This is a genomic window from uncultured Methanobrevibacter sp., assembly GCF_902771435.1.
Lineage (GTDB): Archaea > Methanobacteriota > Methanobacteria > Methanobacteriales > Methanobacteriaceae > Methanocatella.
Map to the genome: position 1 here is coordinate 88,188 of NZ_CACXXB010000003.1, position 26,677 is coordinate 114,864.

The 26,677-nt window shown below is 33.3% G+C and carries 28 protein-coding genes, 1 tRNA gene, 1 other RNA gene and 1 pseudogene; 22 read left to right on the forward strand and 9 right to left on the reverse strand.

Annotated elements, in window-relative coordinates; genetic code table 11:
* Window positions 1-29 precede the first annotated feature (29 nt).
* Complete coding sequence (gene dph5 / locus QZU83_RS01505) at window positions 30-821, forward strand: diphthine synthase (protein ID WP_295609190.1); 792 nt, start codon at window positions 30-32, stop codon at window positions 819-821.
* 483 nt (window positions 822-1,304) lie between these two features.
* Here dph5 and QZU83_RS10765 read toward each other — a convergent pair.
* Window positions 1,305-1,600: pseudogene (locus tag QZU83_RS10765) on the reverse strand (3-hydroxyacyl-CoA dehydrogenase family protein); the annotation flags it as partial.
* Between the two features lie 185 nt (window positions 1,601-1,785).
* Here QZU83_RS10765 and QZU83_RS01515 point away from each other — a divergent pair.
* From QZU83_RS01515 to QZU83_RS01535, 5 genes are all read left to right on the forward strand, one after another.
* Window positions 1,786-2,361 (forward strand): hypothetical protein, encoded by a 576-nt coding sequence (locus QZU83_RS01515; RefSeq protein ID WP_295609191.1) that lies wholly within the window; start codon window positions 1,786-1,788, stop codon window positions 2,359-2,361.
* A complete protein-coding gene (locus QZU83_RS01520; protein WP_295609192.1) occupies window positions 2,362-2,520 on the forward strand; it encodes a hypothetical protein in 159 nt (52 codons plus the stop codon).
* Between the two features lie 218 nt (window positions 2,521-2,738).
* A complete protein-coding gene (locus QZU83_RS01525) occupies window positions 2,739-2,894 on the forward strand; it encodes a hypothetical protein (RefSeq protein WP_295609193.1) in 156 nt (51 codons plus the stop codon).
* A gap of 86 nt (window positions 2,895-2,980) precedes the next feature.
* On the forward strand, window positions 2,981-3,901 hold the full coding sequence (locus tag QZU83_RS01530) for a hypothetical protein (protein ID WP_295609194.1): 921 nt from the start codon (window positions 2,981-2,983) through the stop codon (window positions 3,899-3,901).
* Window positions 3,902-3,904: 3 nt separating this feature from the next.
* Window positions 3,905-4,327 carry a PsbP-related protein gene (locus tag QZU83_RS01535; protein WP_295609195.1) on the forward strand — a complete coding sequence of 141 codons (423 nt, stop codon included), beginning with the start codon at window positions 3,905-3,907 and terminating at the stop codon, window positions 4,325-4,327.
* Here the strand turns inward: QZU83_RS01535 and QZU83_RS01540 are convergent.
* Window positions 4,311-5,063, reverse strand: coding sequence for an archaeosine tRNA-ribosyltransferase (locus QZU83_RS01540; RefSeq protein WP_394350254.1), 753 nt, complete (start codon window positions 5,061-5,063; stop codon window positions 4,311-4,313). The two genes, QZU83_RS01535 and QZU83_RS01540, sit on opposite strands and share 17 nt — an antisense overlap.
* Window positions 5,064-5,239: 176 nt before the next feature.
* Here QZU83_RS01540 and hdrC point away from each other — a divergent pair, with 176 nt between their 5' ends.
* From hdrC to QZU83_RS01585, 9 genes are all read left to right on the forward strand, one after another.
* Window positions 5,240-6,259 carry a CoB--CoM heterodisulfide reductase subunit C gene (gene hdrC / locus QZU83_RS01545; protein WP_295609197.1) on the forward strand — a complete coding sequence of 340 codons (1,020 nt, stop codon included), beginning with the start codon at window positions 5,240-5,242 and terminating at the stop codon, window positions 6,257-6,259.
* Between the two features lie 21 nt (window positions 6,260-6,280).
* Window positions 6,281-7,168, forward strand: coding sequence for a CoB--CoM heterodisulfide reductase subunit B (hdrB, locus tag QZU83_RS01550; RefSeq protein WP_295609198.1), 888 nt, complete (start codon window positions 6,281-6,283; stop codon window positions 7,166-7,168).
* A gap of 198 nt (window positions 7,169-7,366) precedes the next feature.
* Window positions 7,367-7,633, forward strand: a complete 267-nt coding sequence (locus QZU83_RS01555) for a DUF749 domain-containing protein (protein ID WP_295609199.1) — start codon at window positions 7,367-7,369, stop codon at window positions 7,631-7,633.
* Window positions 7,630-8,166, forward strand: a complete 537-nt coding sequence (locus tag QZU83_RS01560) for a DUF2096 domain-containing protein (protein ID WP_295609200.1) — start codon at window positions 7,630-7,632, stop codon at window positions 8,164-8,166. Before QZU83_RS01555 ends, QZU83_RS01560 begins: the two co-directional genes overlap by 4 nt.
* Entirely contained in the window at window positions 8,167-8,856 is a 690-nt protein-coding gene (locus QZU83_RS01565) for a metallophosphoesterase (RefSeq protein ID WP_295609201.1), read from the forward strand.
* Between the two features lie 108 nt (window positions 8,857-8,964).
* On the forward strand, window positions 8,965-9,897 hold the full coding sequence (locus QZU83_RS01570; RefSeq protein WP_295609202.1) for a 2-phosphoglycerate kinase: 933 nt from the start codon (window positions 8,965-8,967) through the stop codon (window positions 9,895-9,897).
* Window positions 9,857-10,249 (forward strand): CBS domain-containing protein, encoded by a 393-nt coding sequence (locus QZU83_RS01575; RefSeq protein ID WP_295609203.1) that lies wholly within the window; start codon window positions 9,857-9,859, stop codon window positions 10,247-10,249. Before QZU83_RS01570 ends, QZU83_RS01575 begins: the two co-directional genes overlap by 41 nt.
* 176 nt (window positions 10,250-10,425) lie before the next feature.
* An RNA gene (gene ffs, locus QZU83_RS01580) (signal recognition particle sRNA) lies at window positions 10,426-10,740 on the forward strand.
* Window positions 10,741-10,802: 62 nt separating this feature from the next.
* Window positions 10,803-10,886, forward strand: a tRNA-Ser gene (locus QZU83_RS01585).
* Between the two features lie 10 nt (window positions 10,887-10,896).
* On the opposite strand, the gene QZU83_RS01590 is transcribed toward QZU83_RS01585, so the two are convergent.
* The 3 genes from QZU83_RS01590 to QZU83_RS01600 form a co-directional block, all read right to left on the reverse strand.
* Entirely contained in the window at window positions 10,897-11,802 is a 906-nt protein-coding gene (locus QZU83_RS01590) for a cation diffusion facilitator family transporter (RefSeq protein WP_295609204.1), read from the reverse strand.
* Window positions 11,795-12,913 (reverse strand): pyridoxal phosphate-dependent aminotransferase, encoded by a 1,119-nt coding sequence (locus QZU83_RS01595; RefSeq protein ID WP_295609205.1) that lies wholly within the window; start codon window positions 12,911-12,913, stop codon window positions 11,795-11,797. The genes QZU83_RS01590 and QZU83_RS01595 overlap by 8 nt, the downstream gene beginning before the upstream one ends.
* Before the next feature lie 62 nt (window positions 12,914-12,975).
* Window positions 12,976-14,526: a radical SAM protein gene (locus QZU83_RS01600; protein ID WP_295609206.1), complete on the reverse strand. Its 1,551-nt coding sequence runs from the start codon at window positions 14,524-14,526 to the stop codon at window positions 12,976-12,978.
* 545 nt (window positions 14,527-15,071) lie between these two features.
* Here QZU83_RS01600 and QZU83_RS01605 point away from each other — a divergent pair.
* The 4 genes from QZU83_RS01605 to fwdF all read left to right on the forward strand — a co-directional run bounded on the left by QZU83_RS01605 (window position 15,072) and on the right by fwdF (window position 19,785).
* Window positions 15,072-17,900, forward strand: coding sequence for an Ig-like domain repeat protein (locus QZU83_RS01605; protein WP_295609207.1), 2,829 nt, complete (start codon window positions 15,072-15,074; stop codon window positions 17,898-17,900).
* 105 nt (window positions 17,901-18,005) lie between these two features.
* Window positions 18,006-18,464: a phosphopantetheine adenylyltransferase gene (locus tag QZU83_RS01610; protein WP_295609208.1), complete on the forward strand. Its 459-nt coding sequence runs from the start codon at window positions 18,006-18,008 to the stop codon at window positions 18,462-18,464.
* Between the two features lie 101 nt (window positions 18,465-18,565).
* Window positions 18,566-18,757 carry a 4Fe-4S binding protein gene (locus tag QZU83_RS01615; RefSeq protein ID WP_295609209.1) on the forward strand — a complete coding sequence of 64 codons (192 nt, stop codon included), beginning with the start codon at window positions 18,566-18,568 and terminating at the stop codon, window positions 18,755-18,757.
* An 11-nt stretch (window positions 18,758-18,768) separates the two neighbouring features.
* A complete protein-coding gene (gene fwdF, locus QZU83_RS01620; RefSeq protein ID WP_295609210.1) occupies window positions 18,769-19,785 on the forward strand; it encodes a tungsten-dependent formylmethanofuran dehydrogenase subunit FwdF in 1,017 nt (338 codons plus the stop codon).
* A gap of 19 nt (window positions 19,786-19,804) precedes the next feature.
* On the opposite strand, the gene QZU83_RS01625 is transcribed toward fwdF, so the two are convergent.
* Complete coding sequence (locus tag QZU83_RS01625) at window positions 19,805-20,020, reverse strand: class III signal peptide-containing protein (RefSeq protein WP_366925370.1); 216 nt, start codon at window positions 20,018-20,020, stop codon at window positions 19,805-19,807.
* Window positions 19,980-20,186 carry a class III signal peptide-containing protein gene (locus tag QZU83_RS01630; protein ID WP_295609211.1) on the reverse strand — a complete coding sequence of 69 codons (207 nt, stop codon included), beginning with the start codon at window positions 20,184-20,186 and terminating at the stop codon, window positions 19,980-19,982. The genes QZU83_RS01625 and QZU83_RS01630 overlap by 41 nt, the downstream gene beginning before the upstream one ends.
* Window positions 20,187-20,368: 182 nt before the next feature.
* On the opposite strand from QZU83_RS01630, the gene QZU83_RS01635 reads away from it, so the two are divergent.
* Both QZU83_RS01635 and QZU83_RS01640 read left to right on the forward strand, forming a co-directional pair.
* Entirely contained in the window at window positions 20,369-21,595 is a 1,227-nt protein-coding gene (locus QZU83_RS01635) for a hypothetical protein (RefSeq protein ID WP_295609212.1), read from the forward strand.
* Window positions 21,595-22,314: a metal-dependent hydrolase gene (locus QZU83_RS01640; RefSeq protein WP_295609213.1), complete on the forward strand. Its 720-nt coding sequence runs from the start codon at window positions 21,595-21,597 to the stop codon at window positions 22,312-22,314. Before QZU83_RS01635 ends, QZU83_RS01640 begins: the two co-directional genes overlap by 1 nt.
* Here the strand turns inward: QZU83_RS01640 and rqcH are convergent.
* On the reverse strand, window positions 22,311-24,314 hold the full coding sequence (gene rqcH / locus QZU83_RS01645; protein WP_295609214.1) for a ribosome rescue protein RqcH: 2,004 nt from the start codon (window positions 24,312-24,314) through the stop codon (window positions 22,311-22,313). The genes QZU83_RS01640 and rqcH overlap by 4 nt on opposite strands.
* 82 nt (window positions 24,315-24,396) lie before the next feature.
* Between rqcH and QZU83_RS01650 the strand changes: the two genes are divergently transcribed.
* Window positions 24,397-24,669: a hypothetical protein gene (locus QZU83_RS01650; protein ID WP_295609215.1), complete on the forward strand. Its 273-nt coding sequence runs from the start codon at window positions 24,397-24,399 to the stop codon at window positions 24,667-24,669.
* Here QZU83_RS01650 and QZU83_RS01655 read toward each other — a convergent pair.
* The gene (locus tag QZU83_RS01655; RefSeq protein WP_295609216.1) at window positions 24,664-26,481 is read right to left on the reverse strand and encodes a DUF2070 family protein; all 1,818 of its coding nucleotides are present in this window, start codon (window positions 26,479-26,481) and stop codon (window positions 24,664-24,666) included. The genes QZU83_RS01650 and QZU83_RS01655 overlap by 6 nt on opposite strands.
* Between the last annotated feature and the right edge of the window lie 196 nt (window positions 26,482-26,677).

The following is a 26,677-nucleotide window of genomic DNA, read 5'->3' on the forward strand; positions in this document are numbered from 1 at the left end:
ATTATGTTTAAATTATTATATAATTTAATATGTTTTATTTAGTTGGTTTAGGATTATTTGATGAAAAGGACATATCTTTAAAAGGTTTGGAATGTTTAAAAAAAGTTGATAAGATTTATGCCGAATTTTTCACATCCAGATTGTTCGGCTCCAGTCTTGAAGCTATTGAAGAGTTAATTGGAAAGGAAATTGAAGTCCTGGTACGGGGTGAGGTTGAAGAGGAACACAAGTTTATCGAGGAGGCCAAAACTTCCGATGTCGCATTGGTTACCGGTGGAGATCCTTTGATAGCAACAACTCACAGTGACTTTTTAGTGCAATGCTCAAAAAAAGGGATTGACTATGAAGTTATTCATGGCTCTTCAATATTATCCTCTGCACCAGCTATTTCAGGTTTACAAGGCTATAAATTCGGTAAAGTAACTACAATTCCTTTTCCGGATTATAATTTCTATCCAAAATCTCCTTACGAGGCTATTGAGGAAAACTTGAAAATGGATTTGCATACACTTGTTCTGCTTGATATTCAGGCTCACAAAGACAGGTACATGACTGTCAATCAGGGTTTGGAATACCTTTTGAACATTAAAGATACTTTGGACCGCGAAGGTTTGATTGACGAAGATACTTTGGCGATGGGTATTGCACGTGTTGGTTCAAAAGATGTCTGCGTTAGGGCAGGTAAAATCTCAGAATTGATTGATTTTGATTTTGGAGGTCCACTTCACTGCATAATAATTCCATCAAAACTTCACATTGTCGAAGCGGAGTATTTGGTTCAAATTGCCGGAGCGGACTCTAATATTCTTGATGATGTTTGATTTATAAAAAGGGGGAGTTGGAAGTAGTTTTCACTACTTCCATGTTTTAGAACATATTTTTAACATTTCGGAGATTATAAAATGATTGACTGATGTTCATAGATAGATATGTAATTTAATTCATATCGTTTATTAATTATATTTTAATTCTATTTAAATGTTATTGTTTTTTTCATAAAATATGGTGAACTTTTTTTTATTTCTTTTATAAAAAAACCATAATGCTATCTTTAAAATTGAGTTTATATTGGGATAAGTTCTTTAATATGAAATTTTCAGTAAAAAAAGGGGGGGAGTTTCGGAAGTAGTTTTATTTGCTACTTCCTTAATGAAACACATTCTATCATTTTGGAGATTATAAAATGGTTGAATCGTGTCATGTGCAAATATGAAATTCAATTCACATCGTATAATACTTATATTTTAATATTATATAAATGTTTTCATTTGATTTTTTAATTTAAAAAAGAATAAAAAAGGATTTTAATATTTGTAAAATCCTTTCCCTGCATTGATGCGGGTTTCACCATCATCTATTTTTTCCTTAAGCATTTTAGCTATTTTTCCAGGTGTGGTTTCAGGGTCCTGTGCTTGCGGGTTCATGATGACAATATTGTATGCGGTTTCAAGACAGGCAATGTCCAATATGTGGAAATGACCTGCTGGTGCACCTGTTGCTAAAATCCATGTTTTGTCATTGGTTTCATGATCTGAAACATCATTTGCAGCAATGCTTCTGCAGCACTTAAGAACGGAACTAAAATGGAATTTAAAATGTATCTCTGCTTCCTCCAGCGACCACTACTTTTTTAATTGTCATTTTGTTCGCCTCTATGAAAACTATATTAATAGTTTACATGTGTAACAGTAGTGTATATGATTTTTAAATTTGCATCATTTAAAATACATTAATATATTAGAAAATCTATATTTTTACACACAAGTTAAGCAAAGTGGTGATTTTATGGAAAGAAATAAAATGATTATTGTGGCATTGATTGTTGTCATTGCATTAATTCTCATTGGTTTGGCTGTAGCTCTTCCGGGATTCAGCAAGGAAAAGACAAATATTACCGTTCAGGGTGGTAATGATACAATTAGCCAGGGCGAATCCATTAATGTTAAGCTGACTGACGTAAACGGAACCCCAATTGACAATGAAACAGTAAACGTCACTATCACAAAAGTTAATAAAACTGCTAATAAAACTTTAAATAAAACAGTTAAAAAGAAAACCGTCCATACAAATAAGAAAGGTGTTGCTAAAGTCAAGATAGATGAGGAACCTGGAGATTATATTGTGGATTGTACTTTCAGCGGAAATGATGAATTTGAAGAGGATACAACCACTGCTGAGGTTGAAGTTGTCGACTATGATGATTCAGACTATTATTCCGAAACTCAAAGTGATGATGGTGATCCAGGAGCATTCTACAGTGAGCAGGAAGGAAGAACCATATATACAGGCGAAATCCATGACGCTCCTGACGGACACAGGTATATGCATTTAGGATATAACGAATGGGAAATGATTGATTAGATGATTCATGAAAATGCCAGTAGGGTATGTTCAAACTGCAGATATTGGGTGGTGGATGTTCAACTTAGAGGTTCTGCCGATGGTGTAATATGCACTATGGGACAGGGCCATACGAACCCATCTGATACCTGTCCACTTTTTTTACCTAAAATTAGCTAAAGCAATATTTTTTTACTTTCAATTAAAAAATTTTCAAATCAAGGGGATTTGGTCCTCACATACTCAATCTTTTTTTGAAAAAACATGAAATAGAATTATAATAATGATTTTAATTAAGCTTTAAAATTACTGATTCGCACGAATATTTAATTTCATACATCAAACTGACTTGAAAAAACACTAACGCATTTATTAACTAGTGTGTACAATCTATTTCTATGTCTAAAAACAAACGCGTTACAATAAGCATCAATAATGACATTGACTTGAATTTTCGCAAAATAGCCTCCAATAAAATGTTATTTAAAACTGGATGGTATTCAAAAGCAATTGAAGAAGCAATGTTGTTGTGGATTGAAAAAGAGGACAAATAAAAAATTTTTTTCTCTTTTTTTCTTTTTTTTACATTAACTATTTAAATAAAACTCTACTATTTATTAATATAGAGTGGTGTTAAATAATGGAAAGTGATGAATTTAGAACTGTTAGAGTTTATACTAAAAAGTACAACAGTAAAGACAAAGACGGCAATCCTATTGAAAAAGAATCTCAACAAAAGCAAGTAAGTCTAAAAAAAGAGGATCCTTTTCAAGATAATGAACTTGTAAAAGTATTGGCGCAAAAGGAATATGAAGACTTAATTGAAAATCAGTTTTCAGACGAAAAGCTCAATGAATTCGACCAAATCATTCAGGATAAGGATGCTGAAATCGAAAATTTAAAAAGTCAGATTCAGGCATTGAAGGGTTCATTTTTTGATGATGTTGGTTCACTTAAGGAACAGCTCACTGATAAGGAAGAACTTCTGAAGGCCAAGGATGAAATTAATGAGCTAAATAAGAAAATCACAAAAATCGATGATGAAAGGGTAGCTATTTTTAAGGAACTTGACTATAAGAATAAGATGATTCTTGCATATAATGTGGAGCTCAACAAATCTATTTTAAATGCCATTAATGTTGTCATTGATGAAGCCAGGGACAACATCAACAGGCGCAATGCCGAGCTTGTGGACGGTTTGGAAAAATCAATTGAAAAATCCAAACATGAAGTCAATGAAAAGAACAAGGCTATAGCATATGATATTCAGGCAACTGTTGAGGATATGAACGAGCAAATCAGAAACACCAGCACTCTTAAAATGGTACTCAACAAAAGAAAAATTAATTTAAGAGTACCTGTTGATGACCTGCTTAAACCATTCGAATTTGATTTTGACACTGAACAGTTACTTGCAGGTCAGGCTTTGGAATTGGATGCTTCTGAAATTCTAAAGGAAGTAATGCCAAAACTTCCTGAACCATTTTCCAAATATATTGACACTCTCGATGAAGAAGACATTCCTGAAACAATTGATATTTCATCAAAAAAAGAGGATTAAGTTATGAGAACATTCAAATCAGGTAAAATCACTTTTGAATATCCGGATTCCTGGGAAGTGGAAAAGGCGGATATCCTGTCCAATCCGGACTGCATCGCCACACTCTCTAAAGGGGAAGATAATCTAGTAAATGGGGTTATGTTTCCCACAGCCACAAATCTTGATGACTATAAGATTTTCATGGAGGATGCGATATCTGATGATGGTGGAGTGATAATGTCATCTGATTTTGTCCAAATTGCCGGAAAGGATGCTATCAAGCTTCACGCTAATATGGACATGCCTGAAATTAATTTTGATATTCATACCTATGTTTTCATTGAAAACAGGAATATCTATATTTTTGAAATGAGAACCTTGGATATTTCCGGTGAATCCGAAAGGGAATTCAAGAATATGATTGAAACATTTAAAATAACTGGGTAAACTCAAGCAAATAATCCATGCAGGTTCTGTCAAGTATTTTTAAAATTGAGATATTTTGTGGGGTGGTTGCGGAACGTTCTTCTACGAGATTTCTCAATGACCTGTTTTTCATGTGTGCATGGATTTCCTTTATGACAAACTCCATATTCTCAATATTTTTTTGTTCTAGTTCTTCCTGAGTGATGTTTTCATAAATAGGATAGGTATTCAAATCATATGATTTTGTTGGAGTTTGCAGGACATTTAAATGACTGTAATAATTTGCAGAATCCACTAAAAATCCGTCAATGCCCATATATGTTAATATTGGCATGAATGAAAGCTCTGCAAATGAAAAAATAAAATAGCTTGTTTTTTTAGCTTCTTTTTTAAGGGAAATTACAAGTTCGACAAGGTCTTTCGGATTGGTGAGAAGAGCATCACCGTTGGCTATGATGAATCCGTTATATCCGATTTCCTCTAACTGTTTTAAACATTCTACTCTTAAATCAGTATATTTGGACCCTTGGATTACTGCAATGTCACATTCATTGACATTTTCCTGGGCAAGTCTTAAAGTCTCCTTAACGTTAAATTCAGCAATTTCACGGTCAATGTTATATGCAGACCCTTCATTTGGAGCAATTTTCAAATCTTTTTTATAAAATATTTTTGGTGTTAGCTCGCCGTCAATTTTTCCTACTCTTCCAGGTCCGTCATGTGATCTGATTTCGAATTTTTTTATCATTTGATTCATCCTATTTTTTGTTGGTATAATATTTGAAGTTAATATTTTATTAAAATTGTTATAATGACTGTAACCTTTTTGATTACACTGACTAAAATTTTAGTAACCTTTATATATTAACTTTTAAAGAATATTAGTATGGATTTGAGGAAATAGTTCCAATGATTATCCGAGGTGTGTTTTCAATGACTATTATAAATCGATTAAAATCTCTATTTACTGGAGAAACAGATAAAGAAGAGAAAGACATCAGTAATGATGTATCAAACACATCTGATGATGTCCAAGTTACATCTTCACAAATTGTAAATGATGATGTCGTCTCTGGTACTAAAACTACTGTTCCTAGAGACCCAGTAGTTAAGAAAGAACCAGAAGCAGACAAAAAAGATTTAACTTTTAAAAGTGACATCGAAACTTTAGAAGAAGCTGTCAATCCTGAAAAAATTGTGGAAAAAGTTAAGGAAATTACTGTAAGTGTTGAAGAAACTTTAGAAGGAGCCAAAGAACTCCGTGTTGAAGTTGAAAAGAGCACTAAAGTAATTGAAGAAACTCCTGTTGAGGAGGAAGCAGCTGAAGAAACTTCTGAAGATAATGTCGAAGAAGTTAAAGAAGATTTAAACAAAAAAGAAACAAAGAGAGATACTATGACTTTATTGACTGATAAAGAATTATTAACTGATAGTAATCGTGATCCAGATTTCACTGCTGAATTTATTGACGCAGGTATTGAAACTGTAAAACACTGTTTCCAATGTGGTACTTGTAGTGGTAGTTGCCCATCTGGAAGAAGAACTCCGTACAAAGTAAGACAAATTGTCAGAAAATGTTTATTAGGATTAAAAGAAGAAGTTATCACTGATGATGCTTTATGGATGTGTACTACTTGTTACACCTGCCAAGAAAGATGTCTCAGAAGTGTTAAAATCGTTGAAATTATTAAAAAAGCTCGTAACATTGCTGCTCATGCAGGATACATGGCAAAACCACACAAAATGACTGGTGTATTTGTAATGAACACTGGACACGGTGTACCAATTAACGATACTGTTAAAGCTTTAAGAACTAAAATTGGTCTTCCAGAAATTCCACCAACAACTCATGCTTATCCAGAAGCATTAGCTGAAGTACAAAAAATCTGTAAAATCACTGGTTTTGATGAATTAATTGGTTACGACGAAGCAACCGGTGGATTAAAAGAATAAATTTATTAGGAGAGTTATAATATGGAAATTGCATACTTCTTAGGTTGTATTATGAACAACCGTTATCCTGGTGTTGAAAAAGCTACCAGAAAATTATTTGAAGCATTAGATATTGAATTAAAAGATATGGAAGGAGCATCTTGTTGTCCAGCTCCTGGTGTATTTGGTTCTTTTGATGAACAAACCTGGGCTACCATTGCAGCTCGTAACTTAACTCTTGCTGAAGATATGGGTGCTGACATCATGACCGAATGTAACGGATGTTTCGGTTCATTATTTGAATGTAACCACATATTGAAAGAAGATGAAGAAAAAAGAGCTGAAATTAACGCAAACTTAGCTGAAATCGGCAGAGAATACAAAGGTACTATTAATGTAAAACACTTCGCTCAAATCTTAAGAGACGATGTTGGTTTTGAAAAATTAGCTTCATTAATTGAAAAACCTTTAGACTTAAACGTTGCTGTTCACTACGGTTGCCACTTCTTAAAACCTACCAAAACTATTGGTATTGAAGATAATGCTGAAAACCCAGCTATCTTAGATGATCTTGTAGAAATCACTGGTGCTAAATCAATTGACTACAAAGACAAAATGATGTGCTGTGGTGCTGGTGGAGGTTTAAGAGCTAGAGACAAAGACGTTACTACTAGCTTCACTAAAGAAAAACTCGACCACATGACTGCTGCTGGTGTAGATGCAATTGTTAACGTATGTCCTTTCTGTCACATGCAATTTGATGTAGGTCAAGTTGAAGTAAACGAAAAATACGGAACTGACTTTGCAATACCTGTATTCCACTTAGCTCAATTATACGGATTAGCTATGGGATTATCAGCTGAAGAATTAACCTTCGATGCTCAACAAATTGATGCAACTCCTGCAATCAAAAAAGCATTAGGTGAATAGATTCAATAAAAAGGATTTTTCAATCCTTTCCTTTTTTATTTTTAGGCATTGAAAACACATTTTGGATAGTTATCATATTTTATGATAACTTTTTTTTATCAACATTTTTTTTGTTTTATTATATACGAACAGTTCGTAAGCATATTTATATATGACGAATAAGAAAAGATATACTATTAATATATATGAGGTGTAATTATGTTTGTAGCAACATTAGATGGTATTTTTAAATATTCTGACCTTCCAGAAGAATATGAGCCATATGTACAATTTAAAGCAACAATCGATAAAAGAAAACTAAAACCAAGTGATGAAATCGCAATTTTAAACATTGCCGGAACTTCAACTCATCATGTTCTATTCTTAGATTCTTATTCCAGCACCGAAGAAATTGAAAGAGAATTAAAAGATGCTGATGCAAAAATCAATCACACTACTTTAAAAATTATAGGTGGACATTTATGAGTTTACCATCAGAACAAAGCTGGTTAGTTCTTCATAATCTCATTTCTGATTTGACTAAAAAGGGATATGAGATGCCTAGTGGAATTAACTCTGAGATGGGTTTAATAAGGTCCTCTATCAGTTCATATAAAAGAGATCCTTCCCATCCTGATTTGATTAATGGTTTGGCTCAAGCTGAGATGTCTTTAAATAATATTCAAGGGACTGTATTAACTATTGCAGAAGAAGAAGGGGATGAATATGTCGATCACTGGCTTGATTTATTTAAAAGAGCCATGAAAGGTGAAAAAGTATTCGAATTCTCTAAATCCCGATCAAAATTTTTAGTAAATGCACCTCCTGGCTTAACTACAGGTATGATAAATTTAAAGGAAGCATTAGCTGAAGAAAGAGTTCAAGAAATTGCAGAATGGAATGGTCTCATTATTGAATTTGACGATGATACTAGAATTCAGTTGCATGGAGATAAACCTGACCTTCAGGCAGGTTTGAAGGAAATGGGATCTTTCTTTTTAGAACAACAAGGTGATTAGATGACTAAAATTTTAGCAATAAGTGATGTTCACGGTGAAGAAAACGAAAATTTATATACATATTTAAAAAATAATGACATTGACTTGGTATTGATTCTTGGAGACATTACAGATTTCGGACCTTTGGAATTTGTAGGCACTTTCATTGATAAAGTGGCTGAATGTGATGTTGATGTAATTGCTATTCCTGGAAACTGTGACCCTAAAGGTATTTGCAATGCTATTAATGAAGTTTCATTCTGTCTTCACAATAACATTATCGCTTACGGAGATGCAATATTGTTTGGATATGGCGGATCCAATGAAACACCATTCAACACCCCTGGTGAAATCCAAGATAACAAAATCTATGGAGATGTTTATGAACTATTGGCCAATTATGATTATGTATACAACACAGATGTTCCTAAGGTAAAAATATTGGCTACACATGCTCCACCATACAATACCGAAGCAGATAAGATGGAAAACGGAGAACATGTAGGTAGTTCAGGAATCTTAAAATCAATTCATGAATTTGAACCTGAAATTAATGTTTGCGGACATATTCATGAAGCAAGGTCTCTCAGTAAAATTGGAAAAACTACTGATGTAGCAAATCCGGGCATGCTTAAAGATAATGGTGCTGTCTTGATTGATGTTAAAGACGGCTCAAATTATGATATAAGCATAATTTCTTTAGATGAATAGAATTCATCTTTACTTTTTTTTATTTTTTCTCATCTCAAAATTCAAATAACAAATTTTATTTAATATTATTTTAAAATATCTTATCATATTCAAGCCCATGGTGTTATTATGATTTGGATTACAAGTGATGTTGATGGTAATGTCTATAAGGAACCATTTTCTAAAGGAATTTTGTCACGTTCGCTTGATATCTCAGATATTGGGGCTCAAAAGGCTCATGAAATAGCTAGTGATATTGAAAAGGAGTTAATTGAAAATGGAATTACCGAAATTCCAAGTTATGAATTGGCAAATGTGATTTTAAATCACCTTGAAAATATTAATCCTGTCATAGCCAATAAATATAGAAATTGGAGATCACTCAGGACTTCCGAAAAACCTCTTATTATTCTTATTGGTGGAGCTTCAGGTGTTGGTACTTCATCCATGGCTTTTGAACTTGCAAGCAGGCTAAGATTAAAAAATCTCATAAGTACAGATATGATTCGTGAAGTAATGCGTAAAATGCTTTCCAAAGATTTAAGCCCCATTATTCACAAATCAAGTTTTGATGCACATGAAAGCATTAGAACAACATCAATCAGGATAGACAATGTCATTGAAGGATTCATCAGTCATGTTGATGTTGTTAATGTAGGTATTGAGGCCATTATTGAGCGGTCTGTAAAAGAAGGTATCAGCATTATCATTGAAGGGGTTCATGTTGTTCCGGGTTTTATTAAGCCGGAGTTAATGGAAAACAATAATATTATCATCTTCACATTAACAGTTGATGATGAGGAATCCCACAAGCAGAGATTCTATTCAAGATGCAGACAGCCTTGGGTAAAAAGGTCACTTGAGAGATATATGGACAACTTCGATGCAATAAGAAAAACTCAAAAATTCTTAAAGCAGCAGGCAATAATTAATGATTCTCGTATTATCGACAATATGGATATTAATAAAACCATTGAGATTATGGTAAATGATATTCTTGATGAATTTGGAGGTATGGATAATGTTGAGCAACAAAAAAGTAAAAGACATAATGACCACTGATGTAATTACAACAACAGGAGATATTGATGTTGTATATGCATTCGAAAAGTTGATGGAACATAAAATTAGTTCCCTTCCTGTTTTAGAAGGGGATAAGTTGGTTGGAATTATAACTGCGACTGATGTCGGCCATAATTTAATTTTGGACAAATATGAATTGGGAACAAGTGTGAATGAAATCATGATTACATCCGTCATTACTGTTTCTCCAGAAGACAGTGTTGAAGATGCAATTAAAATCATGAAAGAGGGTGTTTCAGCTTCAGGTATTTTAAATCAACTTCCAGTAGTTGAAAATGAAAAGTTAGTAGGTATTATTTCTGATGGGGATATTATACAAGAAATTTTCTAATTTTACTTATTAATTTTTTTAATTTTTAATTTTAGGGCTTTTTCATTGATTTACTATAATTTTATATTTTTCTTAGAATAAGAAATTGTCCAATATTTTTTTCATTCCAGTAAATGTTTTCTCTTCTAGTAACTGGTTTTTAGGTAACATTTATATAATATTAAATGCATATATTATTAGTGGCTAGACTGGAGGGTTAGGGGTCCTCTGTAAGCACACACCCCCTTTGGTGCAGTTGAAGTTCAAAAGGCGGCTTTTTGATGAAATATAAGCCTAGAAAAACAGCATAGAAACCTCGTCCTGCAGGATTGGTGGTGATGAAATTTTTACTGGAGGGTAAAAATCAGTCATCTTCGGTATAGGAACGGGTCAGGCCCGGAAGGGAGCAGCTTTACTATTAACATTTCAATGCTTGCAGAATCCCGGGGTGGAGTTGGATTTTTAGATCACTTATATTTTTGAGATTAGTCCACTTTTGAACATGCCATTAATAAAAATAATTAAGTTTATAAATAAGTTTACACATATAATTTATTATACTGTTTTTTATTATGTCGGGATGGCCCAGCCTGGTACGGCGTCGGACTGCTAATCCGATGGTCTTATGACCACCCGGGTTCGAATCCCGGTCCCGGCGTTTTTAATATTTACATATCTATTTCTTGGTCATGGTTGTAGTCCAATCCGATAGGGCAGGCATGAACCATTACGTATTTAACTTCAGGCATTTCTCTGATGATATTGTTCTGAACAACATGGACAATTTTATGTGATTCGTCTAATGTCATATTTCCGTCAAGTTCAATGTGCAATGTTACAGTAGCATAGGTCCCCAAATAATCGACTTTAATATTGTGGGGATTGTTTACCCTCGGTGTTTCATTTGCGATTCTTTTTATATTTTCTATGAACTCCCTTGAAGGAACTTTTCCCATAATGTTGTTGATATTTTCTTTTCCGATTTCATAAGCGGTTTTTAAAATCAAACCTCCAATTACAAATGCAATTATAGGGTCTAATATAGGATAACCCATATTTGATACAACAACTCCAACAAGTATTGCAACTGAAGAAAAGATGTCTGTTCTTTGATGTTTTCCATCAGCAATTATTGCCGGACTTTTAATTGATTTTCCTAAATTAATGATGTATTCACTAACGCCAAAATTGACGAGTATACCAATAAATGCCATAATTGCCGCCAGTGTTTCGGGAACGGTTATCAATGAAGGGTTCAGTAGTTTTTCAACAGCTCCCTGCATGATCTCCCATGCTACAACAACTAAGAATATCACGATTATTATTCCGCTGATCGCTTCTGCTCTCCCATGTCCAATAGGGTGCTCTGCATCAGCAGGTTTCTGCCCAACATAAAATCCAAGATAAGCAATAATTGAAGTAATTATGTCTGATAGGGTGTGGGCACCTTCAGAAACCAATGCGTAACTTCCAGACATCAGTCCAACAGCAACATTCAAAACAGTCAATATACAATTTGCTGTTATTGCAACTATTGCCGCTTTTTTTCCACCTTTTTGGCGAAATTCATCCATTCACAACACGCTCTTCTAAAATATCCATTGCCTTTTCGATGTTTTCATAGGAATTTGCATAGGACATACGTACATGGCCCTGTCCGTTAGCTCCAAATGCAGCACCAGGGACGGTTATTACTCCTGCCTCTGCGGCTTTTGTCACAAAGTTTTCATCTTCTATTTTAGGGAAAACATAAAATGCCCCTTCGGCATTAACGGTTTCATAACCCATTTCATTCAAACGTGAAACAATCAGGTTTCTTCTGTTTTTAAATTCGCTGACCATTTTTTCCACTTCGTCTTGAGGACCTGTCAGTGCCTCATAGGCTCCTCTCTGTGATGTTGTACTTGCACATGCAATGTTGTACTGGTGCACTTTCAGAAGTTCCTCTGTAAATGTTTCATTGGCGGTTAGATATCCTATTCTCAGGCCTGTCATTGCATAGGTTTTTGAAAATCCATTAAGGGTAATTACGTTATCACTATATTTTGCCGGGGAGTAATGTTTTTTGTCATAAATTATTTTTTCATAAATTTCATCGGATATAATTAAAAAATCGTTATCCATTGACAAATCTGCAATGGCTTTAATATCCTCTTTTTCCATAACTGCTCCGGTTGGGTTAGAAGGGGAATTTAAGATAATTGCTTTTGTATTTTTTGTTATTTTTTCACTAACGTCATCGGCCTTTAATTTAAACTCATTTTCCATTTTACAATCCACAGGAACAACATCTCCTCCAGCTATTTTCACACAAGCCTCATATGATAAAAAGCCCGGATCTGGAAGAATCACTTCATCTCCCTTTTCAATAAATGCCTGAGCGCATATGAATAATGCTTCACTGGCTCCTGCAGTAACGAGTATGTTGTCAGGATTTGTGTTTATTCCGTTTTCTTTTTTGAATTTTTTAACAATTTCTTCTCTTAACTCAATGATTCCTTTATTGGAAGTGTAATGGGTATCATTTTCATCAATTGATTCTTTCATTGCTGTTTTAATATTTTCAGGAACATTAAAATCAGGTTCTCCAATTCCCAGGTTTATTGCATCGGGATTTGTCACTTCAAACATTTTTCTTATCTGTGATAATTCAATTGATTTTATTCTACTTGCTGGATTTATCATAAATTTACCTCACTAATATTATTATATATTATTATTATAGTAAAAATTATTTTTTCTAGTAATTATTTTTCACAGCTTCCACAGTTGTAGCATGGGGATTCTTCACACCATGGGGTCTGCTTTAAATTTGTCAGTTTGTTGTTTTCTATTTTCAGAAATCTTTCATTTATGCCGACATCAATATTCGCCCAAGGCAATTCATCGCCGATTTCATAATGGGGGACTTTTTCTCTCCATTCCTTTAGTGTGGGTTTTTTTGTCAGGGACTTTTCAATAAGTTCCCCAACATCCCTATTTCCACAGGACAGTATATACTGAACCAATCCTTTTTTAGGGCTTTCACATTTTATATTGTATTTTTTCATCTCCCTGTTAATATATCTGGTTTTCTTTTTTATGTCTTTAAAATCATAGCCTTCCCATTGAAGTGGAGTGTGTGGTTTTGGTATTATAGGATTGACACTGAATTTCACATTTTTAATGTTATTGTGCATGTTGGCTATTTTTTTCATATAGTCCACCAACTCTTCAACATCACCCATACTTTCATTAGGTATTCCAATTAGGAAATACAATTTGATTTTAAAGTCAAGTTCAACTGCATCTTGGATTACGCTGAAAATCTTATCATCGGGAATGTCCTTGTTTATTACCTTTCTAAGTTTTGCAATTGATTCCGGGGCAAGGGTTATTGTTTTAAGTCCGCTCCGCTTCAATGTTTCTAGCGTATCCCTTGTTATGGATTCTATTCTAAGGGAGGGGGTTGAAATTTGAAATCCCTCTTTTTCAAGTTTTGACGTTAGCATTTCAAGCTGGCTGTAATCCGAAACTGCAGCACCTATAAGTGTAATTTTATTAAGGCCTGTTTTTTTCCGGGTCTCAATTGCAATGTCAATTAGCTTTTCATGATTTGTTTCCCTCATTGGGCGATAAATGTATCCGGCCATACAGAATCTGCATCCCCTTGTACATCCTCTTGAAACGTTAAGCATTATGGTATTGTTAAAGACTGTCTGGTAATCCTCATCATCACTTTTGCTGATGACTGGCTGTGTGATGTGATAGATGTTGTCCATATTGTCTATAAGGGATATTTTTGTTTTGTTATTGTATTTAGGAATATAGATTCCCTGAATTTTCAGATATTGCTCAAATTCCTTTTTGGAATTTTTATATTCGTCAATAAACTCGTTTAGGGTGTCCTCCCCTTCGCCTATGATGAAGATATCAATATAATCTGATAATGGAAGGGGATTTGCTGTCGGACAGGGGCCTCCTGCTATGATTAGGGGATCATCTTCTCCACGGTCTTCTCTTTTAAGAGGAATATCTGCTTTTTTAAGCATTTCCAGAACATTGAAGTAGTCTTCTTCAAACTGCAGTGTAAAGCTGATGATGTCGAAATATTTTAACGGGGTATTTGATTCGATAGATTTTTCATCGGGATAAATTATTCTCTCACACCAGGTATCCTCACGCTCATTAATCTGGTTGTATAATATGTTATAACCCAGTGAGGACATTGCGGTATTATAAATATTAGGATAGCAAAGACCAAAATGAACCTCTACCTGTTTGTGATTTTTAATGAATGTATTCTTTTCATATAACATATTATCAGCTTTTTTTTTGAAAAAATCATCATTTTTTCATTTTTTCATTATTTTTCTTTATTTGGAGCATAATTGTTTTTAATCAAATCATTTTTAGTATTTGAGACAATTTATCATTGAATTTTGCTATAAATGAGTTAAATATATTTATTTTTGATATAAAAGAATAATTTTCTGAACTGTTATTTTTCATCGTTCAAAAAAATTTTTATTTCCGATTCAAACTATATAATCTTATATTATTGTATTTCCTTTTAAATTTTCTTTTATTTTAATTTTATATATGATTTCTATCTTTTTTTATTAATTTGCTTTATTTTAAGTTGTTTTTCAATTTTTTAAGTTTTAAAAACATTTATATAATATTAAAATATATCTTTATCCACTCATTATGAAATACTATGTTTTAGTATATATCATATTTTACTATAAAATTTTCGTAATGAGAACCAAGAGGTGGAAAAATTTCGATTAAAAATAAAGCATTGATTATTTCTATTGTACTCATTTTTTTCGTGTTTTTGGGAAGCACATGTGCAGTAGAAATGAATGATGTTTCAAATACAGAAGATTCAAATTTAACTAATGATAATGCAGTCGCATTATCTCAAGAAAAATTAGAAGTTTCTAGCGGGAATTCTATCTCAGAAACTAATTTAGTTAATTCTCATGATGATAATTTAAACGATTATCCTAAAGATTCACTGCTGATGGCTAGTGATGAATCTTATTATGAGGATAATGAGGAACAAAAGTTAGGTCTTGCAGAAGATGACATTAATGAAACTGTGTCTGTATCAAATGATGACTCTGCGGTGTCTGCTGCAGATAAAATACAGACCAGTATAACAGCAAAAAACATGCACTATAGCAGTACTACAACATTCAAAGTCGTTTTGCAAGATGCCAATGGAAATTATTTAAATAAACAAACAGTGTCTTTGGAAGTCAACGGAAATAAATACACAGGGAAAACCAACAGTAAAGGTAACGCATACATTGAAACTGCAACTTTGCCTGTTGGAACTCATGATGTGACTTTAAGTTATGCTGGAAATTCAAATTATGCTCCAGTATCCGTTTTAAAGAAAGTAAAAATCTCAACTTCCCTTAATGGAAAAGATTTGAAGAAATCCTATGGTGAATCAAAATATTATACTGTTACTTTTTGGAAAGAAAGATCTGCTTTAAATTATACAAGCGTAACATTCAACATCGGCGATAAAAAATATGTTGCCAAAACAGATGCTAACGGTGTTGCAATACTTAAAGAGGATCTCAAACCTGGAAAATATGTTGTAACTACAACTAATCCATATTCCAAGGAAAATTTAACAAATACCATAGTTGTCAAAAAGGATTCTACAAGTATTGCAGGTAAATCAAAAGTGTATATTCCAAAAGGCAATACTTATTATTATAAGGTTGATGTAACCTCTAATCATTCAGCTCCTGTAAAAAATAGTAAAGTATCTTTCACTATTGCAGGCACTACTTTGACTGCAGTAACTGATAAAAACGGGAAAGCAAACATAGCTATTCCTAGTTTGAAAAAAGGTACTTACGATTTGACTTATAATTTGGAGAAAAATGATTATTTCTATACATCCAATTCATCAGCTAAAATATATGTTATAAATCCTTCAACCAAATTTAAAGCTTCAAATTTAAAACTCAAATATAAACAAAGTTCCAAATTTAGTGTTACATTCACAGATAAGTCAGGTAAAGCTTTACCTGATAAGCAAATCAAATTTGTTTTCAATGGTGAAAAATATTACACTAAAACCGATTCAAAAGGTGTTGCTAGCTTAGCTATAGGCAATAATTTAAAACCTGGTACATATAAAGTAAAATATTCATATTCATCCGACGGTAAAAGCGATTACAATTATGGAACCAATAAGGTAATCGTAAGCAAATTGCCTATTCAACTTACAGCTAAGAATTTGGTAATGAAATATAATGACGGTTCAAAGTATAAGGCTTATGTTAAAGACAGTTCTGGAAAGGCTCTAAAGGACATTAATGTAGTGTTTAACATTAATGGTAAGAATTATGTTAAGAAAACTAATTTGAATGGAGTCGCTAAAATGGTAATTACTTTACCTGTAGGTTATTATACTGTAAAATCATCTATTTCAGATGCAATCTACAACGCTGATCCGGTTTCTAAACATATTTTAGTTAATGGAACTAAATTCAAGGCTTCCAATAAATATGTTGCTTTTGGTTCAACAGCATATTATTCATTAAAACTCTTTGACGGAAAGGATAATCCTATTAAAAATGCACTAATTAAGTTTTCATTCGAGGGCAAGGATTATACTCAAAAAACAGATTTGAATGGTTTTGCAAAAGTCAACTTGGGCGATTTAAGTGTTGGTACTCATAAGATTAAATACTTCTATAATAATGATACCCAAGGCACATCAAAGATTTATGTAGTTGATACATTTCCTTTAAAAGATGTCATTGCAGCATCTCAAACTGTTAAAGCGTATATTGAAGATGAGGAAAAGTTACCTTCATCCGTAAAAATAGGCAAGGTTACTGTTTCCACAGCTCAATACCTGTATTTAGCTTCAAAAGCTATTGTGGAATTAAATTCAGGTAAAACTTCAGACATTGTTCTTAAAAAAGTTACTAATCCAAGTAAACCTGGTGCTGCGGAAAATCTTGAAAATTTAAAAGATTATGTTGCAGTAGCAAAAAGTCTCATAAGCACTATCGACTCAAAAGGCAAAATGCCTGATTCTGTAAGTTCCAGTGTTGGAGATATAGGTTATAAAGGTCTTGTTTACGCGTTTGCTCGTGTTGTTGCATTTTATGATGATGAAAATGCAATGCCTTCATATGTAGCTATTAAACAGTTAAGTTCAGGTTCAACTAGTAGTCTAAACTCTAAGAATACCATTTCTAATTTAGCATCATACTTGGCTGCTTCTACAAACTGTCAAGTTAATAATGATAAAATAAAGCAGTTAGTTACTAAATTGACAAGCGGACTTACTTCAGAAAAAGCAAAAGCTACAGCAATTTATAATTATGTAAGGGACGCAATATCCTACAGTTTCTATTATGATACCAGATATGGTGCTGTAGGTACTTTGAATGCAGGATCAGGTAACTGTGTGGATCATTCACATTTACTTGTAGCTATGTATAGAACCGCAGGTCTTCCTGCTAGATATGTACATGGTACCTGTACTTTCTCAAGTGGTACATATGGTCACGTATGGACCCAGGTATTGATAGGCGATACTTGGATAGTAAGTGATGCAACAAGTGCTAGAAACTCATTTGGTAATGTTGTAAATTGGAATCCGAGTTCCTATAGCCTTCACGGTTATTATGCGGGAATTGATTTCTAATTTCAATTTTTATTTTTTTTCTTTTTTTCTTTTTTTCTTAAAATAGCTAATAATTTATAATAGTTCTAATAAAAGTTTAAACAGCAAACTAATTAGGACAATATCATGAATTCTAAAAAATATAATAAAGTGGCTGTTGGTGGAACTTTTGACAAATTTCATGATGGTCATAAAAAATTATTATCTATGGCTTTTGAAATTGCTGAAACTGTGGAGATTGGAGTAACTTCAGATGCATTCGGTGGTTTGAAAGGAGATATCGATTCTTGTGAAGTTAGAATGATGAATCTCAAGTCTTTTTTTAAGGAAAAATCCAATTTCATCATTGTTCCTTTAGAAGATCCGTACGGAACCACTATATATGATGGTAATTTCGATGCAATTGTTGTTAGTGAAGAAACTGAGCCTACGGCAGTTGAAATCAATAAGATTAGAGTTTCAAAGGGTATGGATCCTTTAGATATTGTTGTTGTTAGTTTTGTGTTAGCATATGATGGCACACCTATCTCATCTACTAGAATCAGACGTGGAGAGATTAATAAAAATGGTGATGTGATAATTTAATTTCAGAAAATAATCGATATGTTTATATGTTCAGTTCGTTAATATATGTATAGGGCATGTAAATTATGTTGAATATTTTTATATGTTTATGAGGTGGTTATATGGCAGTAAAAATAGATGCTAATTTGTGCGGACACATTCAAGACTGTCCGGTACAAGGTTTATGTATTAAACTTTGTGAACAAGGGGCAATCATCGAAGAGGATGGGGATGTTAAAATAGTTCCTGAAAACTGTGATGATTGTGATCTTTGTATACAAAATTGCCCTAATCAAGCTATTTCCAAAGCTTAAGGGTGGTTATAATGTTTAATATAGAGAGAAAAGGTGAAGAAAATCGTAAATTATCATACAATGATGTAAATTGTGTAGGTTGTGGCATTTGTACTGATGTTTGTCCAACTTCTTCTTTAAGATTAGGTCCTTTGGTTCCTATTTCCAGAGGTTTAATTGAAATGGATTTGATTTCAGTTAATGCAGATAGTTGTGTATTTTGTGGATTATGTTCAATTGCTTGTCCATTTGAATCTTTGTCCTTAGAAATTGATGGAGAAAATATTAAAGAAATGGGCAATTATCCTGTTTGGGAAGTTGAATCAAAAGTCGATGATGAAGAATGTATATACTGCGGTAGATGCTATTCAATATGTCCTAGAGATTCAATTATCTTTGAAAGAAATCTTCCAGACCCTGTATCTTTAATTAGGGGAGAAATTTCCATAGATGAAGAAAAATGTATATACTGTTCTTTCTGCGCTGATTTATGTCCTGCAGAAGCAATTATCATTAGCAATAAGCCTACATCTAGTGTAGATTTATTAAATAATTCTATTGAAGTGGATTTATCAAAATGTGTACAATGCGGTGTATGTAAAAGGGTCTGTCCTGAAAATGCGATTAGACAAATTTGTTCTACTTGTATGTTGAGGGATGAAATTCCAAAACCTGAAATCACTGGAAATACTTTTATTGCAGAAGATAGTTGTGTAAATTGTTCATGGTGTTCTGAAATTTGTCCTGTTGATGCTATTTCTGTAACTAAACCGTTTGATGGTAAACTGGAACTGGTTGAAAATGAGGCTGAAGATAAAATTTGTAAAGGCGATTCCTGCCATGCCTGTCAGGATGTATGTCCTTGTAATGCCGTAACAATCGTTGATGGAAAATCCGTTACCAATCTGGACTTCTGTAACTTGTGTGGTGCCTGTGTCACTGCATGTCCACAGGATTTAAGGGTTTTAACCAGAACAGGTATGAACTTGGTTAATATTAAATCTGAATCCTGGAAAGAAATTTTAAATACATTGATTGATGGAAAATAGAGAGTTTAACTCTCCATTTTCAAATTTTATTTAATATATAATCTCTTTCTTTTTTTAACAAGTTATTGATACTTGTTTGAGTTTTTTGAGTTATATTTGACAGATAACTTCCGACAAAAAGCACTATTATTAATAATCCTCCTATTATCAGGATCAGTTCTGCGCTTCCCTGTCCTTTGTTATCCAATTTTTGTCTATACATGGGTTCTGTTGTCAAGAATTGTGTTCCTGACATCGATGATGTCGTCTTTTGCTTTTAAACTTCTGTCACTGGTGTCCATATATGATCTGTATATGGTCAGTGCAAGCAGGGCGATTACAATAACGCCTCCGAACAGGAGAATGTATTCTGCCGCTCCTTGACCTGAATTTTCATTGATGAATAATTTCATATCTTTCATAGTTTTCACCAAATTAATATTGTATTTTTTTCTATATTAATATTACTATTTCATAAAAAAGTATTACTTTATATTTTTTTCTCGTTTTTTTGCCCTTTTTTTCCATTAACTTTATAAATGGTGTTGTAGATAATCTATATTAGTTAAAATATAGAGTGATTAAAAATACTAAGGGTGAAAACATGGGAAATACTATAAAATTAGTTTCAGGTTTTATTTTATTTGTAATTGGTATTCTCATAGCATATGAGACAAGTGTATATAATATGTTAGATATTCTGCTGATAGTGGGTTTAATAATTTCTATCGTCGGAATTATCTTAATAATTAGCTATTTTGTAGAGTACAATGCGGATAGGACTACAAATATGCTAAAAGACTTTTTAACATCAGATGAGTTCGAATCATCTTCTTTAAATAATTCATCTTTTAACAAACCATCCATAAATATCCCTAAACCATCTTTTAATAAGTTTGAAAGGAAACCTAAAAATAATCCTCCAAGCCTTAGAAAAGAATATAATGGATATGATGATTCAGGATATGATGATTTGGTATTGGATGGGGAATCCGGAGAATATGACACAAGTCAATTCGTAAGGGATGATTATGATGAGGATTACGAGGATATTTATTCCAAGTCTGTTTTAACTGTTGTTCCTCAGGAAGAAACTAATGTGGACTTTGATAGACAATTGGAATTTACTCCTAATTATTCAAAACCAATTAAAGTCACTAGAGCTCCTAAAAAACGTGAAGGAGATTATTTCGATACTGAAATTCCAAAATTCAGGGATGAAAACGATAAGTCTGATGATATTATTCGCGTATTGGCGGAGGAACCTATCATTCCTGAACATGTTGAAACTCAAACTAAAGCTGCTCCTGAAATTACAGAGCCAAGGGATATTAAAATAGATGTGAACAATCCTGAAAGTTTACCTGTTCCAAACTTGCTCAAAAGTTATATAATTTCTGAAAATGGTGTTGTAACTTCACAGGAAGCTTTTGATGAATTGGCAGTTAATGTCCACAAGGAAATCATGCTGGAAATTCCGTCATTAAATGATTTGTCAGACAGATTCTTATCTCACGTTCCAACAATCTATTCCAGAGTTATCATTGATGAATTTGATATTTCTGATGTATCATACATGTTTTTGATTTCTTCTCTTTTAAAACAGGGAGTGCATATCAAAACAGTTCCTAAAGTACATACTGTTAATTTAATCACTGATGATTCTCATGCAATCATTATTTCAGAAGGACAAAACGACTTTGAATATGGAGCAATTTATGATGACAGGACCTCTATTTCAAATATCAGATCCAATTTTGAAAAAACTTGGAATATTGCATCTAATTTAGATGAAAGCATCATTATTAATGCTATAGGAGGAGCTGCATAATGGAAATTAGATGGTTAGGCCATTCAGCTTTTGAAATTATCAGCGATGATAATGTAAAGATTTTAATTGATCCGTTTATCAGCAATAATCCTGCCTGCCAGGTCCCTGTTGAAGAATTAAACCCGGATATTATTTTAATTACTCACGGTCACTCTGATCATTTTGGCGATGCATTAGAAATATCCAACAGCACTAATGCACCAATAGCCTGTATTCATGAAATTTCACTCTTTTTAGCTAAACAGGGGATTAGAAACATTGGCGTAAATATTGGCGGATCATTCATATTTAGAAATATAAAATTTACAATGCTTGATGCTAAACATTCATCTGACATTGATATTGTAGAGGAAACCACTCCTGGTGGTTCTGCCGCAAGCTTTTTAATAACTTTCGAAGACGGTACTAAAATATTCCATGCAGGAGATACTGGCCTATTTGGTGATATGAAAGATATTATTGGTGATATCTACAAGCCGGATGTCGTAATGATTCCGATTGGTGATAAATTTACAATGGGTCCTTTCGAAGCAGCACTTGCTTCAATGTGGTTAAATCCAAAAGTGGTTATTCCAATGCATTACAATACATTCCCACCTATAGAACAGGATCCTGCGGTGTTTGCCAATTTTGTAAGTCAGTTTAACCCTAATATTGATGTAGTGGTTATGAATCCAGATGAATACTTTGAGTATAATCCTGAAGATTATCAGGATTAACTTCTTTCATATTTTTTTCTTTGATGATATTCTTCGTCAATATCGCATTTTCCGGATGGCAATACTCGTATGATGTCGTCGAGTGTTAACAAATCATCCTCATTTATTTTACTAAGAATTTTTTTAGCTATTGCTTCTTTTTTTGTAAATCCTGGTTTGAGAACAACAAAATTTTCACAGTGTGCCTCAAGAGCATCGATTGGTCCGGCCATTATTCTTTTTCCCTCATAATCCACAATACCAATCGCAAGTTTCACTCTTGCGCTTCGGATGTAGTTGCGATGACCCCTTATTACAAATGACCCTTTCGCTAAAAACTCACCTGATTCTGGTGTTTTTGAAACTTGGTCAGGATGCACCCAATATACGTCTTGAGATGTGAATCCCAACGACCAAGCAGATGAAAATGATGCTGCAAACTCCCCGGATTCTTTAAGGATATTGTCATTTAATTCATTGCCATTTAATTTTATTGCAATTGATGACGCACCATGTATATCAGCATGTAAGTAAATGTCATTTGGGTCAAGATATTTTTTTACAATGCTTTCATTGGTGTTTGCATCACGGCCTCCAACAACCAAAATGTCGTCCGAACTTAAGAACCATCTTAACTTCTCATACCATTTCAGATTTTTCTTAACCCTCTTTTTAGGTGTGGATATGTTTTCCATGGCTATGTCTTTTTTAGCTTTTACATCTTCAAGTTGTTTTTTGGTATTTTCAATTGCTATTAATGCACCTTTTGTTTTTCTTTTGGCTTTTTTGGCTTTTTCATAGTAATTTTCAGCATTTTCAGGTATAGGCAATTTCGGATCAATGGTTAACTTTGTATTGTCAATGTCTAATGTCAAAACGCCCATCTTGTCGATTGATTCAAAAATTTGAGCTTCATTCATACCTTCCTTTTTGGCATTTTTTAGGATTTTTCCAATTTCTTTAAAAGAGTAGTCCTTACTTCTTGCCTGATTGACAACATTAATTATGTTTTCGATGGTCGGATAATTAGAATAAATAACCTCTCCTTTATGTTGGCAGTCTTCGATGGTAGTGTTAAAATTATCAAGTGTTTCTTCTTGTAAACGCAATCTTTTTTCCAACTTATTTACTTTTTTATTCCATGCCGCTTCCTTCATATCTTTTATGCCGGTATTTACTTTTTTGGAATAGAATTCATCACAGGCTTCATTGAAATTTGAATAATATGTCTTTTCAAAATCATCATATTTAATCAGGTCAATCGGCACAACATCCTCTTTTGATTCATTTTTAACGATTTGAGGCTTGACGGAATCATTTTTCAAATTATCAAACAGGTTTCTAAGACCTTCATATAATCCGTTTAGTTGTTCATCACTCAATTCGGCGTTCGGTGTATTTTTGTCAATTTCTGTTATTTCATTTGCTCTTTTAACGATTTCTTCCGCATAGAGGCTGCCCAAACCGTTTCTTGCAAGGGTCCTGACAACATCACTGTCCTCCTCAAATAACAATTTAAATTCTTCATTGCTGACTGTTATCGGATTTATGCCTCTTTCTTCTGGAAATATGTATTCCTTTTTGGAACTTATGTCTCTGTTGCTCCAGTGTTTTCTTTTCAATGGCAAAATGATGTTATTTTCATCATCCAAAAGGATTATGTTTCCTTTATCGAACAGTTCCACTATGATTGTATAATATTTGTCTTTTTTAACTCTAATTTCAACCACACGATCGAAATTATGCTGTTTGATGCTTTCCACATGAGCTCCTTTAATCCTTTTTCTTAAAAGCATTGGAAATGTCGGTGGGGTGGTTGGATTTTCAAGAGGATATTGGCTTGTATGTATTCTGGAGCCGCATTGCATTACCAAATCCACTCTACCAGTTCCTGGAACATGGAATCTCATTACAACAATGTCTTTAGTTGGTTGGAATGATTTATCGACTCTTGCACCACTTAATAAATTATTTAATTCATCACTTATTGTATAAATATCTACATTAGACATTGTTTTCATAGTAAACACCTTTTTCAATCAATACTTTAATATATAATAATCACTAAAATTATATTAATATAATTTATTATGGAGGATATCAATGGACGCAACTGTTAAAGTCACAACAATTCATATTATTTTTGGTCTTATTGCAGCTTTAATTTCAACTGCTTTTACATTAGGTTGGCTTGGATTTAAAAATGATATTTTTGCTGGATTCATTGCATTAATCATTTTGTACTTTGTCGGCCAATTCTGTCAAAAGATAGCTGGTGATGAAATTTCCGGATTCTCCCAATGGTTATGGGATGGAATTTCACCGTTCTTTTTCACTTGGGTTATTTCATACACATTATTTGTAATGTACTTATAATCCCCCAAAGAAAATCCACATAAATACTATTAATAATGCAGTAATAAGCAAAACTGGAGCTATAATTTTACTTACGGCCACAACTGAACTGATTGTTGATATCAATTCGGTTGAATTGTTAGGGCCGAAAGTATTAAGATTTTTAATCTTTTCGGTTCCAGTTCCAACTTCTACTTTTTCTAAATCTTTAATCGCTTCCTGAATACCTGCTCTAACATATTCAATGATTCTTTCTCTTTTTGCTATTCCAATTGGATTGTATCCCCGTGATATTGTATTTACGGTATGGGTATCTGTTGTCATCACTTCTATTTCATCAATATCCAAATCGCTCACGGCATCCATTATTTCCTGTCTGAATCCAATTTCCATGTTGTTTGAATCGAATAGAACATAAGCTGTTTTTTGATTGTCAACTTCAATAACCATGATTTTTATGCCGCTTTCACCGACACCTTGCTGCTTGTCCAAATCATCCATGTTGTTTTGCCAACAGCCAATTTTAATTGGACATTTTTTCTGGTCAGGGTCGATTTTATCAATAACGTCAATCAAGTCGAACACTTCGGAATTTCCAGGAAGAACCTCACCGCTTTCAGGCGCAAATGAGTTATGGCAGTCAACAATGACTGAGTCCTCTACATGGCATCTGCTTCTGCTTTGAGCCATCATTGTCAGGCCAACACCAAATTCGATGTCATCCACTGCTTCAGGTGCAAATGTGGATAATATAATCATACCATCATTGAAAAATTGCACTCCAATATTTGCTTTGTCAGAATTGTATCTTACAAATTTACTTGCATCTGGTGAATAATGGACATATTTCAAACCTTTTTTCACGGTGTTTTCGATTTTATCAATTTCAGAAACTGCAATCGGATTAAAGTCATGTGTTGAAGGGCCATGGGCCACCATTGTAAAGTGATCAAATTTATTTGCAAGGATAGTTGGCATGTTTGATCCTCCCAAATCTCCGAGAGGTCCCGGATGGACTGATGGGGAAATGAATAATGCTTTTATTCCTTCTTCAGTTTTAAAGCTGACGAAAGTGACTACAGTGTCAATGGCTTCACTCATATTTTCGAATAACCCTTCCAGAGAATTTGATCCTTCATTCATATGTGCGATAAATAAACTCAATAAATCCAGAACACCGATTCCCAGGTTTTTCTTAAACGGTGAAGCAATAACTCTGATGAATGCATATATTGCTAAAACAAATATTATACCTGCGATAATTGCCTTTAAAGTAATCTGTAAAATTATAGGTCCGATAAAACTTGTATCGGCTCCTAAGAAGTTAACTAGAGTAAACATTGCCAGAATCAATATTGGTTGAATCAAACCGGTTCCTGCGGCAATTACAAATCTTACCTTGGAGGTTGCCCAAAATACCAATGTATTGAATCCGAATATTAAAACGCATCCGAACAATAATGAGTTTATATACAAATCCACTCCTATGATTCTTGTTATTATCTCTCCGATAATTATCACTAAACATAAGAATGTCATTGAAAGGGCGGACAGGAACATTGAATGTTTAATTTTTAAATTGATTCCATGAAAGCTGCTGATTGTCTGCTGATTAAGTGCCCCGCTCATAATTGAAGTGAATCCGAAAACCATCAATCCGAACAGTCCACCATAGAATATGTCTGCCAATATGCCGAAGTTAGTTAAATCAAGCAGATAAGAAATACTTCCCATCAAAAAACTAATTACAATCATTCCAATAATTGAAAATTTGGTGTCCGGCAAGGTTGTGATATATTTTGACAATCCCGCAACGCTACTCATACTTGACATAAAAAATTATCCTACCATTTTTTTTAATATTCATATAAAATTTAGTCATAAGAAATATATTAAATTTATCAAATTTTTACATATATTTCACAAAATTATGTTGTGTAGAAAATAACATTTAATAATAAACACAATTAAGCTTCTTTTTTTTGGGGGTTTGTTTTTGGTTAGTGATTTCCATTGCACCCCTCCTCAT

Excerpts from the sequence above, each read along its gene's own strand:
- dph5 (WP_295609190.1), top strand. The coding sequence starts at position 30 with ATGTTTTATTTAGTTGGTTTAGGATTATTTGATGAAAAGGACATATCT.
- QZU83_RS01515 (WP_295609191.1), top strand. The coding sequence starts at position 1,786 with ATGGAAAGAAATAAAATGATTATTGTGGCATTGATTGTTGTCATTGCA.
- QZU83_RS01520 (WP_295609192.1), top strand. The coding sequence starts at position 2,362 with ATGATTCATGAAAATGCCAGTAGGGTATGTTCAAACTGCAGATATTGG.
- QZU83_RS01525 (WP_295609193.1), top strand. The coding sequence starts at position 2,739 with ATGTCTAAAAACAAACGCGTTACAATAAGCATCAATAATGACATTGAC.
- QZU83_RS01530 (WP_295609194.1), top strand. The coding sequence starts at position 2,981 with ATGGAAAGTGATGAATTTAGAACTGTTAGAGTTTATACTAAAAAGTAC.
- QZU83_RS01535 (WP_295609195.1), top strand. The coding sequence starts at position 3,905 with ATGAGAACATTCAAATCAGGTAAAATCACTTTTGAATATCCGGATTCC.
- QZU83_RS01540 (WP_394350254.1), bottom strand. The coding sequence starts at position 5,063 with ATGAATCAAATGATAAAAAAATTCGAAATCAGATCACATGACGGACCT.
- hdrC (WP_295609197.1), top strand. The coding sequence starts at position 5,240 with ATGACTATTATAAATCGATTAAAATCTCTATTTACTGGAGAAACAGAT.
- hdrB (WP_295609198.1), top strand. The coding sequence starts at position 6,281 with ATGGAAATTGCATACTTCTTAGGTTGTATTATGAACAACCGTTATCCT.
- QZU83_RS01555 (WP_295609199.1), top strand. The coding sequence starts at position 7,367 with ATGTTTGTAGCAACATTAGATGGTATTTTTAAATATTCTGACCTTCCA.
- QZU83_RS01560 (WP_295609200.1), top strand. The coding sequence starts at position 7,630 with ATGAGTTTACCATCAGAACAAAGCTGGTTAGTTCTTCATAATCTCATT.
- QZU83_RS01565 (WP_295609201.1), top strand. The coding sequence starts at position 8,167 with ATGACTAAAATTTTAGCAATAAGTGATGTTCACGGTGAAGAAAACGAA.
- QZU83_RS01570 (WP_295609202.1), top strand. The coding sequence starts at position 8,965 with ATGATTTGGATTACAAGTGATGTTGATGGTAATGTCTATAAGGAACCA.
- QZU83_RS01575 (WP_295609203.1), top strand. The coding sequence starts at position 9,857 with ATGTTGAGCAACAAAAAAGTAAAAGACATAATGACCACTGATGTAATT.
- QZU83_RS01590 (WP_295609204.1), bottom strand. The coding sequence starts at position 11,802 with ATGGATGAATTTCGCCAAAAAGGTGGAAAAAAAGCGGCAATAGTTGCA.
- QZU83_RS01595 (WP_295609205.1), bottom strand. The coding sequence starts at position 12,913 with ATGATAAATCCAGCAAGTAGAATAAAATCAATTGAATTATCACAGATA.
- QZU83_RS01600 (WP_295609206.1), bottom strand. The coding sequence starts at position 14,526 with ATGTTATATGAAAAGAATACATTCATTAAAAATCACAAACAGGTAGAG.
- QZU83_RS01605 (WP_295609207.1), top strand. The coding sequence starts at position 15,072 with ATGAATGATGTTTCAAATACAGAAGATTCAAATTTAACTAATGATAAT.
- QZU83_RS01610 (WP_295609208.1), top strand. The coding sequence starts at position 18,006 with ATGAATTCTAAAAAATATAATAAAGTGGCTGTTGGTGGAACTTTTGAC.
- QZU83_RS01615 (WP_295609209.1), top strand. The coding sequence starts at position 18,566 with ATGGCAGTAAAAATAGATGCTAATTTGTGCGGACACATTCAAGACTGT.
- fwdF (WP_295609210.1), top strand. The coding sequence starts at position 18,769 with ATGTTTAATATAGAGAGAAAAGGTGAAGAAAATCGTAAATTATCATAC.
- QZU83_RS01625 (WP_366925370.1), bottom strand. The coding sequence starts at position 20,020 with ATGTCAGGAACACAATTCTTGACAACAGAACCCATGTATAGACAAAAA.
- QZU83_RS01630 (WP_295609211.1), bottom strand. The coding sequence starts at position 20,186 with ATGAAAGATATGAAATTATTCATCAATGAAAATTCAGGTCAAGGAGCG.
- QZU83_RS01635 (WP_295609212.1), top strand. The coding sequence starts at position 20,369 with ATGGGAAATACTATAAAATTAGTTTCAGGTTTTATTTTATTTGTAATT.
- QZU83_RS01640 (WP_295609213.1), top strand. The coding sequence starts at position 21,595 with ATGGAAATTAGATGGTTAGGCCATTCAGCTTTTGAAATTATCAGCGAT.
- rqcH (WP_295609214.1), bottom strand. The coding sequence starts at position 24,314 with ATGAAAACAATGTCTAATGTAGATATTTATACAATAAGTGATGAATTA.
- QZU83_RS01650 (WP_295609215.1), top strand. The coding sequence starts at position 24,397 with ATGGACGCAACTGTTAAAGTCACAACAATTCATATTATTTTTGGTCTT.
- QZU83_RS01655 (WP_295609216.1), bottom strand. The coding sequence starts at position 26,481 with ATGTCAAGTATGAGTAGCGTTGCGGGATTGTCAAAATATATCACAACC.